Origin of the sequence: Pseudomonas shirazensis (assembly GCF_050496565.1) — a bacterium.
In the GTDB taxonomy this organism is placed as follows: Bacteria; Pseudomonadota; Gammaproteobacteria; order Pseudomonadales; family Pseudomonadaceae; genus Aquipseudomonas; species Aquipseudomonas shirazensis_A.
Map to the genome: position 1 here is coordinate 42,388 of NZ_JBNWAE010000015.1, position 15,458 is coordinate 57,845.

At 65.1% G+C, this 15,458-nt stretch carries 14 protein-coding genes; 5 read left to right on the forward strand and 9 right to left on the reverse strand.

The features are described 5' to 3' along the window. Positions 1 to 178: 178 nt before the first annotated feature. Both ACQZ2L_RS19970 and ACQZ2L_RS19975 read left to right on the forward strand, forming a co-directional pair. The gene (locus ACQZ2L_RS19970) at positions 179 to 643 is read left to right on the forward strand and encodes a multidrug transporter (protein WP_101322052.1); all 465 of its coding nucleotides are present in this window, start codon (positions 179 to 181) and stop codon (positions 641 to 643) included. A gap of 60 nt (positions 644 to 703) precedes the next feature. Continuing rightward, entirely contained in the window at positions 704 to 1,528 is an 825-nt protein-coding gene (locus ACQZ2L_RS19975; protein ID WP_430327518.1) for an SDR family oxidoreductase, read from the forward strand. Here ACQZ2L_RS19975 and ACQZ2L_RS19980 read toward each other — a convergent pair. The 4 genes from ACQZ2L_RS19980 to ACQZ2L_RS19995 form a co-directional block, all read right to left on the reverse strand. Next, on the reverse strand, positions 1,514 to 2,980 hold the full coding sequence (locus ACQZ2L_RS19980) for an efflux transporter outer membrane subunit (RefSeq protein ID WP_430327519.1): 1,467 nt from the start codon (positions 2,978 to 2,980) through the stop codon (positions 1,514 to 1,516). The two genes, ACQZ2L_RS19975 and ACQZ2L_RS19980, sit on opposite strands and share 15 nt — an antisense overlap. After that, the gene (locus ACQZ2L_RS19985) at positions 2,977 to 4,038 is read right to left on the reverse strand and encodes an HlyD family secretion protein (protein WP_430327520.1); all 1,062 of its coding nucleotides are present in this window, start codon (positions 4,036 to 4,038) and stop codon (positions 2,977 to 2,979) included. The genes ACQZ2L_RS19980 and ACQZ2L_RS19985 overlap by 4 nt, the downstream gene beginning before the upstream one ends. 27 nt (positions 4,039 to 4,065) lie before the next feature. Further along, complete coding sequence (locus ACQZ2L_RS19990; RefSeq protein ID WP_430327521.1) at positions 4,066 to 5,586, reverse strand: MFS transporter; 1,521 nt, start codon at positions 5,584 to 5,586, stop codon at positions 4,066 to 4,068. Positions 5,587 to 5,707: 121 nt separating this feature from the next. Then, positions 5,708 to 6,616 (reverse strand): LysR family transcriptional regulator, encoded by a 909-nt coding sequence (locus ACQZ2L_RS19995; protein WP_103438520.1) that lies wholly within the window; start codon positions 6,614 to 6,616, stop codon positions 5,708 to 5,710. A 154-nt stretch (positions 6,617 to 6,770) separates the two neighbouring features. On the opposite strand from ACQZ2L_RS19995, the gene ACQZ2L_RS20000 reads away from it, so the two are divergent. After that, the gene (locus tag ACQZ2L_RS20000) at positions 6,771 to 7,220 is read left to right on the forward strand and encodes a universal stress protein (RefSeq protein WP_430327522.1); all 450 of its coding nucleotides are present in this window, start codon (positions 6,771 to 6,773) and stop codon (positions 7,218 to 7,220) included. 174 nt (positions 7,221 to 7,394) lie between these two features. On the opposite strand, the gene ACQZ2L_RS20005 is transcribed toward ACQZ2L_RS20000, so the two are convergent. The 4 genes from ACQZ2L_RS20005 to ACQZ2L_RS20020 are packed head-to-tail and all read right to left on the reverse strand — an operon-like array spanning position 7,395 to position 12,138. Next, the gene (locus tag ACQZ2L_RS20005; protein ID WP_430327523.1) at positions 7,395 to 8,252 is read right to left on the reverse strand and encodes an efflux RND transporter periplasmic adaptor subunit; all 858 of its coding nucleotides are present in this window, start codon (positions 8,250 to 8,252) and stop codon (positions 7,395 to 7,397) included. A gap of 10 nt (positions 8,253 to 8,262) precedes the next feature. Continuing rightward, positions 8,263 to 8,463 carry a DUF1656 domain-containing protein gene (locus ACQZ2L_RS20010; protein ID WP_430327524.1) on the reverse strand — a complete coding sequence of 67 codons (201 nt, stop codon included), beginning with the start codon at positions 8,461 to 8,463 and terminating at the stop codon, positions 8,263 to 8,265. Then, the gene (locus tag ACQZ2L_RS20015; protein ID WP_430327525.1) at positions 8,453 to 10,615 is read right to left on the reverse strand and encodes an FUSC family protein; all 2,163 of its coding nucleotides are present in this window, start codon (positions 10,613 to 10,615) and stop codon (positions 8,453 to 8,455) included. Before ACQZ2L_RS20015 ends, ACQZ2L_RS20010 begins: the two co-directional genes overlap by 11 nt. Further along, entirely contained in the window at positions 10,612 to 12,138 is a 1,527-nt protein-coding gene (locus ACQZ2L_RS20020; RefSeq protein ID WP_430327526.1) for an efflux transporter outer membrane subunit, read from the reverse strand. The genes ACQZ2L_RS20015 and ACQZ2L_RS20020 overlap by 4 nt, the downstream gene beginning before the upstream one ends. A 177-nt stretch (positions 12,139 to 12,315) precedes the next feature. On the opposite strand from ACQZ2L_RS20020, the gene ACQZ2L_RS20025 reads away from it, so the two are divergent. Together ACQZ2L_RS20025 and ACQZ2L_RS20030 are read left to right on the forward strand one after the other, a co-directional pair. Further along, complete coding sequence (locus ACQZ2L_RS20025; protein ID WP_430327527.1) at positions 12,316 to 13,263, forward strand: LysR family transcriptional regulator; 948 nt, start codon at positions 12,316 to 12,318, stop codon at positions 13,261 to 13,263. 117 nt (positions 13,264 to 13,380) lie between these two features. Next, positions 13,381 to 14,355, forward strand: coding sequence for a 2-hydroxyacid dehydrogenase (locus ACQZ2L_RS20030; RefSeq protein ID WP_430327528.1), 975 nt, complete (start codon positions 13,381 to 13,383; stop codon positions 14,353 to 14,355). A gap of 147 nt (positions 14,356 to 14,502) precedes the next feature. Here the strand turns inward: ACQZ2L_RS20030 and ACQZ2L_RS20035 are convergent, their stop codons facing one another. Next, positions 14,503 to 15,405 (reverse strand): DMT family transporter, encoded by a 903-nt coding sequence (locus ACQZ2L_RS20035; RefSeq protein WP_430327529.1) that lies wholly within the window; start codon positions 15,403 to 15,405, stop codon positions 14,503 to 14,505. Positions 15,406 to 15,458: the final 53 nt, after the last annotated feature.

Below are 15,458 nucleotides of genomic sequence, written 5' to 3' on the forward strand. Positions count from 1 at the left end.
GCGAAAGGGCTGCGTAGCGGCCCCGCATTTTCAGCCTCGCCGCTGACATTGCTGGGCCAGCTACGCTGGCCTTTCGCGACACAAGGCCGCTCCTACACGCGACCGCGTTGTCCATGCAGCCCCACCACTATTTCAGCTAGGATGTGCCAAACCCGCACACCCAAGGCTTGCCCTCCCCATGATCATCGGCGCCCTGCTTATCCTGACCTGGCTGGTCCTGCTCATTCGCTACCCGGCCAAGGCCCTGCCGATTTCCCTTGCTGCTGTGCTCGGCCTCGGCCTGATCGCGCTCTGGGTTGCCTGGCAGGACACCCGCGAATCCAACCAGCTGGCCCGCCTCGACCTGCGCCTGCAATACGCCCCTGAACTGTGCCCAGCCGACCGCAGCCTGCGCGTGAGCATGAAAAACGCCAACAGCGTGCCGCTCACCGAACTGCGCTGGCAGGTCGGCGCCTATGCCCCCGGCGACACGGTAAACCTCGCCGAAAACACCTACAGTACGCCGCGCTATCGCGGCCCCGGCGACCTCCAGCCCGGCGCCGAGTGGAACGACTGCCTGCCGCTGCCGCCACTACGCTCCGGCTACCGCGCGCAGACCCTGGAGTTTCGTGCCGAACGCCTGCAGGGCTCGTTTGCCAACTAGCCGCAGGCTGATTTGCCTGGGGTATGATCGAGCACCTTGCACAACCCACAGGCCCCCGCCATGCCCACAGTCCTGATCACCGGTTGCTCCAGCGGCATCGGCCGCGCCCTTGCCGATGCCTTTCGTGATGCCGGTCATGAGGTCTGGGCCACCGCGCGCAAGCCCGAAGCTGTCGCCCAACTGGCTGCAGCTGGCTTCACCGCGCGGCAGTTGGACGTCAATGACAGCGCCGAGCTGACGCGCCTCGCAGATGAATTGCAAACCAGCCATGGCGGCCTCGATATCCTCATCAACAATGCCGGCTACGGCGCCATGGGCCCTGTGCTCGATGGCGGTGTCGATGCGTTGCGCGAGCAATTCGAGACCAACGTGTTCGCGCTGGTTGGGGTAACCCGCACGCTGTTCCCGCTGCTGCGCCGTAATCGCGGCCTGGTAATCAACATCGGTAGCGTCTCTGGCGTGCTGGTGACGCCATTCGCCGGTACTTATTGCGCGTCCAAGGCCGCCGTGCACGCGCTGAACACCGCGCTGCGCCTGGAGCTGGCACCGTTCGGCATTCGCGTGATGGAAGTCCAGCCTGGCGCCATCGCTTCGCAATTTGCCAGCAACGCCCAGCAGCAGGCTGAACACCTGATAGCGGCGGATTCACCGTGGTGGCCGCTGCGCGAGCACATCCGCGCGCGAGCGCGGGCCTCGCAGGACAAGCCAACGCCAACCGCCGAGTTCGCCCAAGGCGTGCTGGCAGCAGCGGGCAAGTCACCGGTGCCGGCCCTGGTGCGGCTGGGCAACGGCAGCCGGGCGCTGCCACTGCTGACGTGGCTGCTGCCGCGACGTTTGCTCGACAGCATCCTGCGCAAGCGCTTCGGCCTGTTACGACCGCTCTGACAGCCAGGCCTTCGGCGGCGCCTCGGCGAAGGCTTGCCAGCCGCCACCGAGCGCCTTGTACAAGCCGACCATCGCCTGCGAGACGGCGGCCGAACTGTCGATCCACTGCTCTTCGCTGGCCAGCAGCGCCGTCTGCACCGTGAGCACGTTGAGAAAGTCCACCGCGCCTGCCACGTACTGCTGCTGCGCGGTGTCCAGGGCGATGCGGTTTTCGCGCACGGCCTCGGCCAGGTGATCGCGGCGCAGTTGGCTGGCGTTATACAGGCGCAGCACATCGTCGATTTCGTGCCAGGCGCCGAGCACCACCTTGCGGTAGTTCAGCGCTGCCTCCTGCTGCTGCGCTTCACGCAACTGCAGGGTGCCCTTGAGCCGGCCACCTTCAAAGATCGGCAGCGACAGTTGCGGGCCAAAAGCAAACCGCCTCGAGTCCCAGCCGCCAAAGTCCGCCAATTGCAGGGCCTGCATACCGACGTTGCCCGACAGCCGAATACGCGGATAGAAGTCCGCCTTGGCCACGCCGATGCTGGCAGTTGCCGCATGCAGGCGCGCTTCGGCCTGACGAATATCCGGGCGGCGCTCGGCCAGCTCCGACGGCAAGCCAACCGCAAAGCGCTGCTGCGGCACCGGCAGTTCGCCCGGCGCCAGCAGCTCGGCCTGCAGACTGCGCGGTGGCTCGGCGGCGAGCAGGCTGAGGGCATTGATCAGGTCGTCACGCCTCGCTTGCAAGGTGGGCAAACGCGCTTCGATCGAGGCCACCTGGGCGCTGGCCTGGGCCACATCCAGGCGCGTCGCGACGCCCTCGGCCTGACGGTCGCGGGACAGTTGCAAGCTGTGCCGGGCGACCTTGAGATTGTTTTCGGTCACCTCCAGCGTTTGCTGTACGGCACGCAACTGGATGTAATCGCCGGCGGTCTCTGCGAGCAGCGCCAGCAGCACGCCGCGGCGATCCTCCTCGGCAACCGCCACGCTCGCATCGGCAGCTTCCACCTGACGCCGTACCCGGCCCCATAGATCCAGCTCCCAGCCCGCAACCAGGTCGCCCTGCCACAGGTTGTAGGCCGATTTGCCGGCATTGCCGGATGGGTCATTCAGACCCTCGGCACTGTTGCGCGCGCGACTGTAGCCGGCATCCAGACCTAAAGAAGGCGTCTCGTCAGCTGCAATCGTGCTGCGCAGTGCGCGGCTTTGCAGCAGGCGCGCACTGGCGATCTGCAGGTCGAGGTTGTTGGCGGCGACGCGCTGGATCAGCGCGCTCAACCTGGCATCGTGAAAACTCTCCCACCAACGCACTTGCAGTGGTTCGGCCAAGGGCTGGCTGGCGGCAGCCTGGCCTTGCACGGCAGCCCACTGTTGTGGGACCTGACTGGCCGGGCGCTGAAAATCCGGGCCCAGGCTGCAACCGGCCAATGCAACAGCGAGCAGCAACGGGCTGAAGCGGACAAGCGCACTCATCGCGTGCTCACCTGCTGGCTGTCGAGCGAATCGCCCTGGGTGTCGATACTGACCACCACCGACATGCCCACGCGCAGGCGCGACAGCAACGGCTGGCCGTCATCGAACACGATCTTCACCGGAATCCGCTGCACAACCTTGGTGAAGTTGCCGGTGGCGTTGTCGGGTTTGACTGCGGCAAAGGTCACTCCAGTGGCAGGGGCGATGCTCTGCACGTGGCCTTTGAGGGTCACGTCGGAATAGGTATCGACGCTGATGCTGACCGGCTGTCCCGGTTGCACATGGGTCAGCTGCGTCTCCTGGAAGTTGCCGACCACGTAGGCCTGCTCCAGCGGCACCACCGACAGCAGCCGGGCGCCGGGGGTGACGTAGGCGCCAACCCGCAGCGCCCGCTCGCCGACCATACCCGCCACCGGCGCAGTGATGCGGGTGTGCGACAGGTCCAACCGGGCCTTGTCGACACCGGCTTCAGCGCGCTTGAGCTGGCCATCGGCGCTGGCGAGCTGGGCCGTGAGAATATCCACCTGTTTGCGCGTCGCTATCAATGCCGCCTGGCTGTTGGCTTGTTGCGCCCGCGCCTGGTCGACCCGGCTGCGCGCCTGCTGCGCGTTCTGCACGGTGCCGGCGCCCTGCTCGGCCAGGCGGCCGTAGCGCTTGACCTCCTGTTCGGCAAACGCAGCTTGCGCCTGAGCCGCCTTGAGCGCGGCCTCGGCCTGGGCAATCAAAGCTGCCTGGCGTTCCAGGGTGGCACGCGCATCGGCGCTCTGCGCTTTGGCCACCAGCACCTGCGCCTGCGCGGCCGCCAAGGCCGCCTCATAGTCGCGGGCATCGATGGTGGCGAGCAGCTGGCCCGCCTGGACCTGCTGGTTGTCCTCGACCAGGACCTCCTGGATAAACCCGGCGACTTTGGGCGCAACGATGGTGTAGTCAGCGCTGACATAGGCATCGTTGGTCTGTTGCCGGTGATCGCCGCCCAGCAGCCACGGCCCAACCAGTGCAGCCAGCACAGCCACGGCCAGCACCGAGCCGATGACGATAGTCTTGCGATTGTTGCTCATGTTCAGTGTTCTCGAATTCAGTCGGGTTCAGGCCACCGCGCGCGGTGGGTAAACCCGGGTGGGCGCAAAAGGAATCAGGCAAATCAGGGCCACGGCGACACAGGCCAGGAGCAGGTAGAGGTCGGCCGAGGTCAACACCAGCGCCTGTTGGTGCACGCGCTGGGCGAGGCCGGCTGTGCGGTCATCGAGCAACGGCGCATTGCCCAGGCTGTCCACCAGATGATTGGAATGAAAGTGCCGGCGCAGGGTGCCGACGGCTTCCAGCAGGCCCGCTGCGATCACCGCCGCGAGGCCTTTGACGGTGTTGAACCAGGCCGAGGCGAACGGCCCCTCCTGCGGCGTCATGCCGTTGGTAGACAGCATCAGCAACGGCAGCACCGCCATCGGCTGGCCGAACACCTGCAACAGGTAAAAGCCGTAGAAGTCGTTGCGAATCCACTGCGAGGTCAACTGGCTGCTACCCACGCACGACAGCGCCAGCATGCCCAGGCCTAGCGCCAGCACCCAGCGACAGTCGACTGCGCGGATGTTGCACAGCGCGGCAGTCAGCGGCAGCGCAATCAATTGCGGCATCGCCACCAGCAGCATCAGCGGACTGGACTGCGCCGGCCGATAGCCCTGGATCTGCGCCAGGTATGCCGAGGGAATCGAGCCCAGCCCGGATAAAACAACCAGCACCCCGGCGAGGGTCAGCAGGGCAAAACTCAGGTTACGCCGCGAGAGCATGCGCAACTGAAAGAACGGCACCGGCTCGGACCACTCGTTGTACATGAACAGCAACAACAGCAGCAGGCCGCCGCCAAGCAGCCAGCAGATCAGCGGCGAATCCAGCCAGCCCCAGCGGTCGCCCAGCGACAACCCGAGCACGATACAGCTGAGCGCGGGCAGGCCCAGCAGCACGCCGCGCCAGTTGAACTGCTTGAAGCGCTCCAGCCGCAGCGGGTCCTGCGGCAAGCCCCAGGCGACACAGGACATGGCCAGCAGCGACGGCAGGATGATCTGCCAGAACGCCCATTGCCAACCGACGTATTCGGTCCACAGGCCTGCCAGCGGCGTGCCGAGATTGGGCCCGAAGGTGGCGGTCAGGGCATAGCAGGCCAGGCCGTAGACTTTGATCCCCGGTGGTAGAAAGCGCAGCGCCACGCTCATCAGCATGGGCGGCAAGGCGCCTGCGGCCAGGCCCTGAACGATCCGCAGCAGCATCAGGCTGTGCAGATTCGGCGCGTAGGGTTGCAGCAGGCCCAGCACGGCAAACAGCGCAATTGCGCTGAGGGTGAACCGGCGCAGGGAAAAGGTCGTCGCCAGCCAAGGCGAAAAGGCCATCGCCGACACCGACGCAGCCGCATACACCGCCAGCAACCAGGCGCCCTCGTCGGCACCGATGCCCATCGCGCCGCGAATGTCGTTCAGGGAAATCTTGGTGACCGCCTCGTTCAACCCGGCGCAGAGCACAGCCAGCAGCACACCGAACAGCCCGACCACCACGCGCAGGCCAAATGCGGCTTGAGCGGGGGCGGTGGCCGCAGGGGTGGCGGAAAGCGAGGTCATGTCAGGGAAATCTCCAGCAACAAATTGCACTGGAGGCATTTTAAAAAGATCGAATGCTTACGAAAACTGACTTATCGCCAGCTTTAAAGTGCGTCAGACGCAATCCGCATTTGTCTCAAGCTCAAGGTTCAAGCCCGCAACAGGCCTTGAGGGTCTGGCGTAACCAGCGATGCGCTGGGTCGCTGTCAAAGCGTGGATGCCAGGCCTGCATGACGTTGACCCGCTCCAGCGCCAGCGGGATCTCGAACGAACGCAGCGGCAGGCCGAGCTTGCTGACACTGCTGAGAATATTCGCCGGCATCGGCAGGATCAGGTCCGAATCGGGCAGGGAAAACAACGCCGAGTGGAAGCTCGGGGTGATCAGCGCCACCCGCCGCTGCACCTTGCAGTGGGCCAGTTCGACATCGATCGGCCCGTTGGCGCGCCCCCGCCGCGATACGCTGATCTGTGGATAACTGGCAAAGCTCTGCGCTGTGACCGGCTCGGCGAAGATCGGGTGGTCCTGCCGCGCCAGGCCGATGTAGAACGTCTGGAACAGGCTCTGCACCTTGATCTCCGGGCCAAGATCGACGGTCGAACTGATGATCAGGTCGGTGCGTCCGTCACGCAGCACACTGTCGTCGTCTCCGCCCGGGCTTTCCGGGATGAAGCGAAGCACCGTGCGCGGCGCCTGCTCATGCATCATGCGCAGCAACTGGGCGCCGTACAGGGCAATGAACAGGTCATTGGTGCGGATGTTGAAGGCGCGGTCGAGGTTGGCCAGATCAACCGTATCGGCACTGCGAAAGACCTGCCCGGCCTGCTCCACCAGCACGCTGACCTGCTCGCGCAGCGCGAGCGCCCGTGGCGTCGGCACCAGGCCACGACCGGCGCGTACCAGAATCGGGTCACCAAGCGCATCGCGAATCCGCCCCAGGGTCCGGCTCATCGCTGCCGGGCTCAGGTTCATCCGCTGCGCGGCACCGACCACACTGCCTTCATCGAGCAAGGCATCGAGGGCAACCAGCAGGTTCATGTCCGGAAGTTGCATGGCCGGTTTCCGTGATTGTTGTGGGAATGTGCATGTTAACAGCTCGCCCGATTGCGCCAGACGCAACGACGCCGTGCGTGCGGGGCCATTTATCCACAGCTGGCGGCAAGCTCAGAATGGCCTGTCGGCCACATCGCCTCTAAAGGACCCCCACATGCTCCGCTCTGTACTGATTGCCATCGACGCATCCCCCGCCACCGGCACGCTGCTGGCTCTGGCGCAGCGCTTCTGCCGCCCTGATCTGCACCAGTTGCATGTGTTGCTGGCGATCGACTCGAGCTTCACCGTGCACGAGCAACCCGCGCCCTTCACCCAGGCCGAGCGCGAGGAATACCCGGCTGCCTGCGAAGAGCAGCAACACGCAGAGGCTGCCATCGCCGCCGCAGTGCAGACCCTGCGCGCTGCCGGCTTTGCAACCGAAGGCAGCCTGCGTGCCGATCAGCCGGTAGATGCCATTGTCGCTCAAGCCCAGGCGCTGGACTGCGAACTGATCGTCATGGGCCACCGCCACCTGTCACGGCTGGGGCGGCTGCTGGATCCATCGATCAGCGCCAAGGTGCTGGATCGGGTCGAGATACCAGTGCTGGTGGGGGTGGCGGGTTAGAAGCTTGCGTATGGTTCGAGTATGCCGGGGGCGCTACGCACCCCTTTCGCGACACAAGGCCGCTCCTACAGGGACCGCGCGCGATCCACTTACGCGTTCCTTGTAGGAGCGGCCTTGTGTCGCGAAAGGGGCGCGCAGCGCCCCCGGCATTAATGGACACTATCGCGTTCGCTATTACCCACCAGGCCTAACCACCACCGTACAGGTCGTCCCAGCCGCCAGCAGAAACCCCTCCGGCACCGCATCGATATGAATCCGCACCGGCACGCGCTGGGCTAGGCGCACCCAGTTAAAGGTCGGGTTGACATCGGCAATCAGCTCGCGGCTTTGCGGGTTATCGCGGTCGTAGATGCCGCGGGCGATGCTCTCGACGTGGCCGCTGAGGCGCTCGCCACTCATCATCTGCAACTCGGCCTGATCGCCGAGCCGTACGTGCGGCAGCTTGGTCTCTTCAAAAAAGCCGTAGACCCAGAACGAATTCTCGTCGACCACCGCCATCACCGGCTCGCCAGTGCGTGCATAGTCGCCGCGGTGGACGTTGAGGTTGGTCACGTAGCCGTCGACGGTGGCGAGAATGCGCGTGCGTTTCAGGTCCAGCTCGGCGGCGGCCAGCTGCGCCAGTGCCTGCTGGTAATCGGCCTGGGCCGAGTTGGCGATGTTGCTGGCGTCGTCGCGGTTTTCTTTGGAGATCACCAGGTTGTCGAGGTCGGCCCGGCGCTTGGCGTTGACCTTGCGCATCTCCCAGGTGGCCTTGCGCGAAGCCACCAGCGCCTTGGCCTGGTCGACCGCCACCTGGTAATGCTCGGCGTCGATCTGGATCAGCACATCGCCCTTCCTGACCCGCTGGTTATCGCGCACCGGCACATCGGTGACATACCCCGGCACATCGGCGGCGACATTGATGATGTCGGCACGGACGCGGCCGTCGCGGGTCCACGGCGTGGTCATGTAGTGCAGCCACAGCTGGCGGCCGATGGCCACGGCGGCGACCAGCACCAGCAGGGTGGCGATCAAGCTGAAGAACTTTTTCATCGAGGGGTTCTCACCAGTAGACAGTCAGCGCCAGCGCGCCGAAGAGGCAGATGAACAGGCACAGGCGCAGCAGCGCCGGGTGCCAGAAGAAGCGGTAGCCGTCATGGCTGGCGATAAACCGGTCAAGGGCCCAGGCCAGGCCCGCGGCAAGCAGAAACAACACGGTCATGGTTGGCATGTACACGCCATGGAAGGCAATTTCACGGGGCATGCGGCAGTCCTTGCGCCAGTGGCGATTGAGGGTCGAGCAGCGAGCTGCGGATGAAGTGCAGGTAGCTCTGCGCACGGCGCAGCAGCGAGGTGTCGAAGTGTCGGGCGAACGGCTCGTCGGTGGCCTGCACACGGCTGATGGCGTGGTCGACGGCGACCAGCGCGCGTTCGTGGTTGCTGGCGCTCGGTTGCAGGAACAACCGCGCCAGGGCACGACCCATGACGCGGATCGCCTGGCGCCACGGCTGCGACTCGGCATAGGCCGGGTGGACCGGCGCGTTGTGCTGCTCCTTGCGCAGCTCGATCACGGCGTGGCCGACTTCCAGCACAACGAACATCCAGCGCATCAGTTGGCTCTGCACCTGCGGTTTGCCGGCGGCCAGGCCGTAGGCTTGATGGAGCAGGTCGCGGGTGCGGCTGTCGAAGGCCGAGCCGAGCCCGCGCAGGCGCCCACCGATGGCGAACAGCACCTGCTCGCGCAAGTCCTGCTCCAGCCGGCTCCATAACCAGCGGCTGTTCGGCGGCAGGATAATGGCCCCGGCGGCGGCGCAGACCAGCATGCCCAGGAGCATGCCGATGTAGTCGTTGATGAAGGTGTACGGGTTGTACACCGTCAGGTTGTTCGGCACCGAGCCGATCGCGAAGAACACCAGCAGGCCGATCCCATAACCGGCATAGGCTGGTCGCGACGAGAGAAACGCGCCAAGTACGAACACTGGCGCCAGGACCATGCACAACAGCGGGAAACCGTCGATCCAGGGGAACACGAAAAAGGTTTCGAAAAAGCCGATGAAGGCCCCGAGCAACGTGCCGCAGGCCATCTGGAACGACATGCGTTTGGGGTTTGGTGAAGCAGCCGAAAGGCCAACCGTCACGGTCGCAATCAACGTCATCATCGCCCCGCTCGGCCAGTCGCTGAGCAGCCAGTAGCTGCCGAGCAAGAGCAGTACCGCCGAGGCGCGCAGGCCAGCCGCCAGCGACACCAGCCAGTTGGTCCGCGACACGTACGGTTCGTCCCACTGCTCGCGCTGGTGGCTGTGTGCCGACAGCGAGGCGTGGGTCTGGGCATAGCTGAACATCTCGTCGACCAGGCGATAGAGCAGCTCGAAGGCCGTATGGAAATCGAGCAGCTCAGCCTCGCTGGGATGGGTTTGCAGATACTCGCTGCGCAGGCCGCGCACCTGAGCTTGCAGGCCATCCTTGTAGGCGGCCAGTTCGAGGGTCAGGCGCAATGCGTCAGCTTCGGTCAGGGCGCGCCCAACGTAGGGCTCGAGCAGTTCGACGAGGGTTTCCAGGCCCGGCTCGATGGCACCGACAATCTGCGACGGGCCACGCGCGCGCAGCCGTTCAAGCAGTTGATGAAGGGCATTGAAGCGGGTGCTGATGGCCATGAACTCGCTGTTCATGCGCACCAGCCGGCCGCTGCGGCGGCGCATGTGCGGGTCTTCGAAGGCGGTGACGTTGCGCAGGCTTTCCAGGCCCACCGCCTCGGCGATGAAGCGCACGTTGCTGGCTTCGAAACGGTCGCGCTGAGTGTTGCCGCGTAGCGCCTCGACCACCACCCCGGCAAACACGCCAAAGCGCTGATATAAAGCATTGCGCATGGCGGCGCTGGCCGACTGCGGCAGGATCGCCGCGCTGACCAGGGTCGACACGAGGATGCCCAGGGAGATTTCCAGCACCCGCCACACCGCCGCCATAAAGGCTTGGTCAGGATGCTCCAGCACCGGCAGGCCGATCATCGCTGCGGTGTAGCCGGCCAGCACGAAGCCATAGGCACGGAAGGTGCGATAGCGCATGGCCCCGGCCGAGCACAGGCCGACCCACAGCGCCAGGCTAGGCAAGAACAGCTCACTGTTCTGCGGGAAGAGCGCAATCAACGCGACCATCATCGCCGAGCCAGCCAAAGTGCCTAACATCCGGTAAAAGCTCTTGGCGAAGACATGCCCACTCTGCGGCTGCATGACGATGAACACGGTGATCATTGCCGTGCGCGGCTGCGGCAGCTCCAGGCGCATGGCCAGCCACAGGGTAATGAACGCCGCCACCAGCACCTTGAAGATGTATACCCAGGTCACGCCGTCGGTGCGCGCCCAGGCAAAGAAGCCGCGGCGCCACTCCAGGCTGTGCAGCCAGTTCCAGAGCAGGCTCATGGGCGGTCGCCAAGACGATCGACGATGGCCAGGCTGGCCGGCGGTTTCGGCGCGGCCTGTTGCGCTGGCGCGGGCACGTCGTCCCCGGCCTGCAAACCCCCGCCCAACGCCGTGACCAGCTCGGCGTGAGCAGTCAGACGCGCGGCCTGCACCTGCTGCTGAATCTGCTGCTGGCGAAACAGCAATGTCTGCGCATTGAGCACGTTGACGTAGTCGGTCAGGCCGCGCTGGAAGGCCACCAGGGCAATGTCGTAGGTCTTCTGCGCGGCGGCCACCGACTGCTCGGCAAAGTGCGCCTGCTCATGCATCGACTCACGGCGGATCAACTGGTCGGAGATGCTTTGCAACGCGCCGACCACCGTCTGGTTGTAGCGCGCCACCGCCACGTCATAACCCGCCGAAGCCACCCCCAATTGTGCCCGCAGGCGGCCGCCATCGAACACCGGCAGGCTGATCGCCGGGCCGACGTTGTAGTTGAACTTGCGCCCGGTGAGAAACGCCAGCGCACCACCGCCGGTGGCCATGAACCCCAGGCTGCCGACCAGATCGACATTGGGCATGAAGCTGGCGTGGACGACTTCGATACCGCGCGCCTGAGCCGCCACCTGCCACCGCCTGGCGACTACGTCCGGGCGTTGACCGACCAGCTCGGCAGGCAGTGTCGAGGGCAATTGCAGCGGCGCGGCGAGGGCCAGAGTCGGCCGCTGCAACTGCGCGCCATCGCCCGGGCCTCTGCCTGCCAGCGCGGCCAACTGGTTGCGCGCCAGGGCGATCGCCTCGTTGACTGCATCCAGCTGGCGGTGGGTTTCGGGCAGCGGCGCCTCGGCCTGGCTGACTTCGAAATGGGTGCCGATACCGCCGTCAAGGCGACGCCTGGCCAGGACCACAAGCTGCTCCTGCTGCTCAAGCTCGGCCTGAACGATGTCGCGCTGGGCAAAGTGCAAGGCGAACTGGATGTAGACCTTGACCAGGTTGTTTTCCAGCTCGAGCTGGGCCTGCCGCGCTTCGGCCACGCTCATGTGCGCGAGGTCGAGCGCCTGCTCGCTGGCACTGCGCTCGCCGCCCCACAGGTCGAGGGCGTAGCTCAAGCCGAGGCCGGCGTTGTTGTCCCAGGTGTTGGCACCCGACAGCGCACCTGGGCCGTAGAACTGATCCTCTGGCCAGTTGTGCCGTTTCAGGTTTGCCTGGCCATTGCCCTGCAGTTGCTCGGCCGCTTCGCTGACTCCGGCCAGCGCCCGCGCTTCGCGGACCCGCGCGGCGGCCATGGCCAGGCTTGGGCTGTCGGCTATGGCCAGCTCCAGCCAGCGATCGAGCTGGCGATCGCCATAGGCCTGCCACCACTGCTGGCGCGGCCAGTGGGCGTCGGTGGCCGCCTCGGCGATGGCGTGGTCGGTGAGCAGGGTGTTGGCTTGCAGCGTCTGGGTTTGCGGGGCGATGCCCCAGGTTCCGATACAGCCTGACAAGGTCAGGCTCAGGGCACAGGCACTGAGCGCATTCAGCGCTCCGATGATGCGACGCGGCACAGCTGCGATTTCCCGAGAAGTGGATGAGGCCGGGCAATTCTAGGGGGCCGCCGGACTGGCGATAAGCGCATAATCCTGCGAATCTTTGTTACCAAAACAGCGATAATCCGCCTTTGGTCGAAGCAACGAATTAGTAACTTCATGTCACAATTTCGGCCTCTATTTTGAGAGTGACCCATGGACACCCTGCAAAACATGCGTGCGTTCAGCTGTGTAGCCCAGCTCGGCAGCTTCACGGCCGCCGCTGTGCAACTGGATACCACCACCGCCAACGTGTCGCGAGCGGTCTCCAATCTGGAAGCCCATCTGCAAACCCGCCTGCTCAACCGCACCACCCGGCGCATTGCCCTGACCGAAGCGGGCAAGCGCTACCTGATGCGCTGCGAGCAGATCCTCACCTACGTCGAGGAAGCCGAAGCCGAAGCCAGCGACGCACATGCGCGGCCCGGCGGGCAGTTGAAGGTGCACTCGATGACCGGCGTCGGCCAGCACTTCGTGGTCGATGCCATCGCCCGCTATCGCGAAACCCACCCGGATGTGACCTTTGACCTGACTATGGCCAACCGCGTGCCGGACCTGCTCGACGAGGGTTACGACGTTTCGATCGTGCTCGCCAGCGAGCTGCCCGACTCCGGCTTCGTCTCGCAGCGGCTGGGCATCACCTACAGCATCGTCTGCGCCTCGCCGGAATACGTCGCCCGCCACGGCATGGCGCACAAGCCGGCCGACCTGCTCAGGCACGCCTGCCTGCGCATGGTCAGCCCGGTCATTCCGCTGGAAAAATGGCTGTTCGACGGGCCTGAGGGCCAGGAGCTGGTCAACATCAACAGTTCGCCGTTTCAGGTCAACTCGGCCGACGCGATGAAGACCGCGATCCGCTCGGGGATGGGCGTGGGCGTGCTGCCGATCTACTCGGCCATCGATGGCCTGCGCGATGGCAGCCTGTTACGGGTGATGCCGGACTACCGCCTGCAGGAGCTGAACCTGTACGCGATCTACCCTTCCCGGCAATACCTGGATGCCAAGATCAAGACCTGGGTCGAGTACCTGCGCAATTCGTTGCCAGAGATCCTCGCCGCCCATGAAGCCGACCTGAAAACCCACGAGCTACTGGTCGCCCACTGAAAAAGCTGCTGCATTGGGGCCGGGACCAATGGTAGGTTGCTATGCATTGTTCTGGCGCCAGCCTCGGCCTACGCCGTCGAGGCCGGCATACCCGTAGCGCCTTGCAGAGAGTTGCCGATGAAAAAGACCGTCCTGGCCTTCAGCCGCATTACCCCGGCCATGGCCGAGCGCCTGCAGCACGACTTCAACGTGATCGTGCCCAACCCCAAATTGGGTGACATCAGCGCCCAGTTCAATGAAGCGCTGCCAGAGGCCCACGGCCTGATCGGCGCCGGGCGCAAGCTTGGCCGCGCGCAACTGGAAGGCGCGGCCAAGCTTGAAGTGGTGTCGAGCGTGTCGGTCGGCTACGACAACTACGACGTCGACTACTTCAACGAACGCGGCATCGCCCTGACCAACACCCCCGACGTGCTCACCGAAAGCACCGCCGACCTCGGCTTCTCGCTGATCATGGGTTGCGCCCGGCGCACCGCCGAACTGGATGCCTGGACCAAGGCCGGCAACTGGAAGGCCACGGTCGGCCCGGAGCGTTTCGGCAGCGACGTACACGGCAAGACTCTCGGCATCATCGGCATGGGTAACATTGGCGCAGCGATTGCCCGCCGTGGCCGCTTCGGTTTCAACATGCCGATCGTGTATGCCGGCAACAGTCGCAAGCAGGCGCTGGAACAGGAGCTCGGTGCGCAGTACCGCAGCCTCGATCAATTGCTGGCCGAAGCCGACTTCGTCTGCGTAGTGGTGCCGTTGTCGGAGGCCACGCGCAAGCTGATCGCCGCCCGCGAACTGCAACTGATGAAGCCCAGCGCGTTCCTCATCAACATCGCCCGCGGGCCGGTGGTGGATGAGGCGGCGCTGATCGAGGCGCTGCAGGCCGGGACCATTCGTGGCGCGGGCCTGGACGTCTACGAGCATGAGCCGCTGGCTGAGTCGCCGTTGTTCCAGCTGCCCAACGCGCTGACCTTGCCACACATCGGCTCGGCCACCGCCGAGACTCGCGAGGCGATGGCCAACCGTGCGCTGGATAACCTGCGCTCGGCGCTGCTTGGTGAACGGCCGCGGAATCTGGTCAATCCGCAGGTTTGGAAGGGCTGATCATTTACCGTAAGGGGCTGCTTTGCAGCCCAATCGCGACACAAGGCCGCTCCTACAGGGGACCGCGCTAGGCTGTCATGCGCGGCCCCCTGTAGGAGCGGCCTTGTGTCGCGAAAGGGCCGCAAAGCGGCCCCAGCAATCTAAAGGTCAAGGCGCCACCGCAGCAACACCGCTCTGCTTGACCTTGGGCTTGCGAAACACCAAAACATTACCCGCCATAACCGCCACCAGCCCCAACAACGCCGGCGTGGTCCACTGGTAGCCCTCGGCAAACGCCGACACGTTCAGCGCCACCAACGGAAACAGCACGGTGCAATACGCGGCCCGCTCCGGCCCCATGCGCCCGACAAGGGTCAAGTACGCGGTAAAGCCGATAACCGAACCCGGGATCACCAGGTACAGCAGCGAGCCGATATACCGGCTGCTCCACTCCATGTCGAACGGGATGCCGCTCACCACGCAGTAACCGGCCAGCATCGTCGCCCCGTAAAGCATGCCCCAGGCATTGGTGGTCATCGGCCTCAGCCCGGCCTTCTGCTGCATGCTCGAGAGCATGTTGCCCGCCGAGAAACACAGCGTACCGAGCAATGCCAGGGCCAACCCGTAGAGGGTCTCGCGGCTGGCACCATGGCTGCTCAGCTCCGGCGCAAACAACAGCCCCAGGCCAACCAGGCCAAGTGCACCGCCAGCCAGCACATTGGCGGCGATGCGCTGACCGAAGAACACCCGCGCATTCAGGGCATTCCACAACGTTGCCGTTGAGAACACCACGGCGATCAGACCGCTGGCGATCCATTGGCTGGCCGTCAGGAAACACATGAAGTTGATGCAGAACAGGCACAGCCCCTGCGCCAGGCAGATCAAGTGACCGCGCCGATCCATCGCTTGCAGGCGCCGTGTGAGCAGGAGGATGGCGAACAGGATCAACGCCGCCAAGGCAAAGCGGTAAACGATCGACACCGGGATGGCGACCACGCCCAGCTGCAGTTTCAGGGCGAGCCAGGTGGTGCCCCAGATGAGGACGGTCAGCAGGTACAGCGACAGGTTCATGGCGGGACTCTCTGGCAAAAGCGTGACGATGCAGCCAGTGTCCAGCCCAGCCT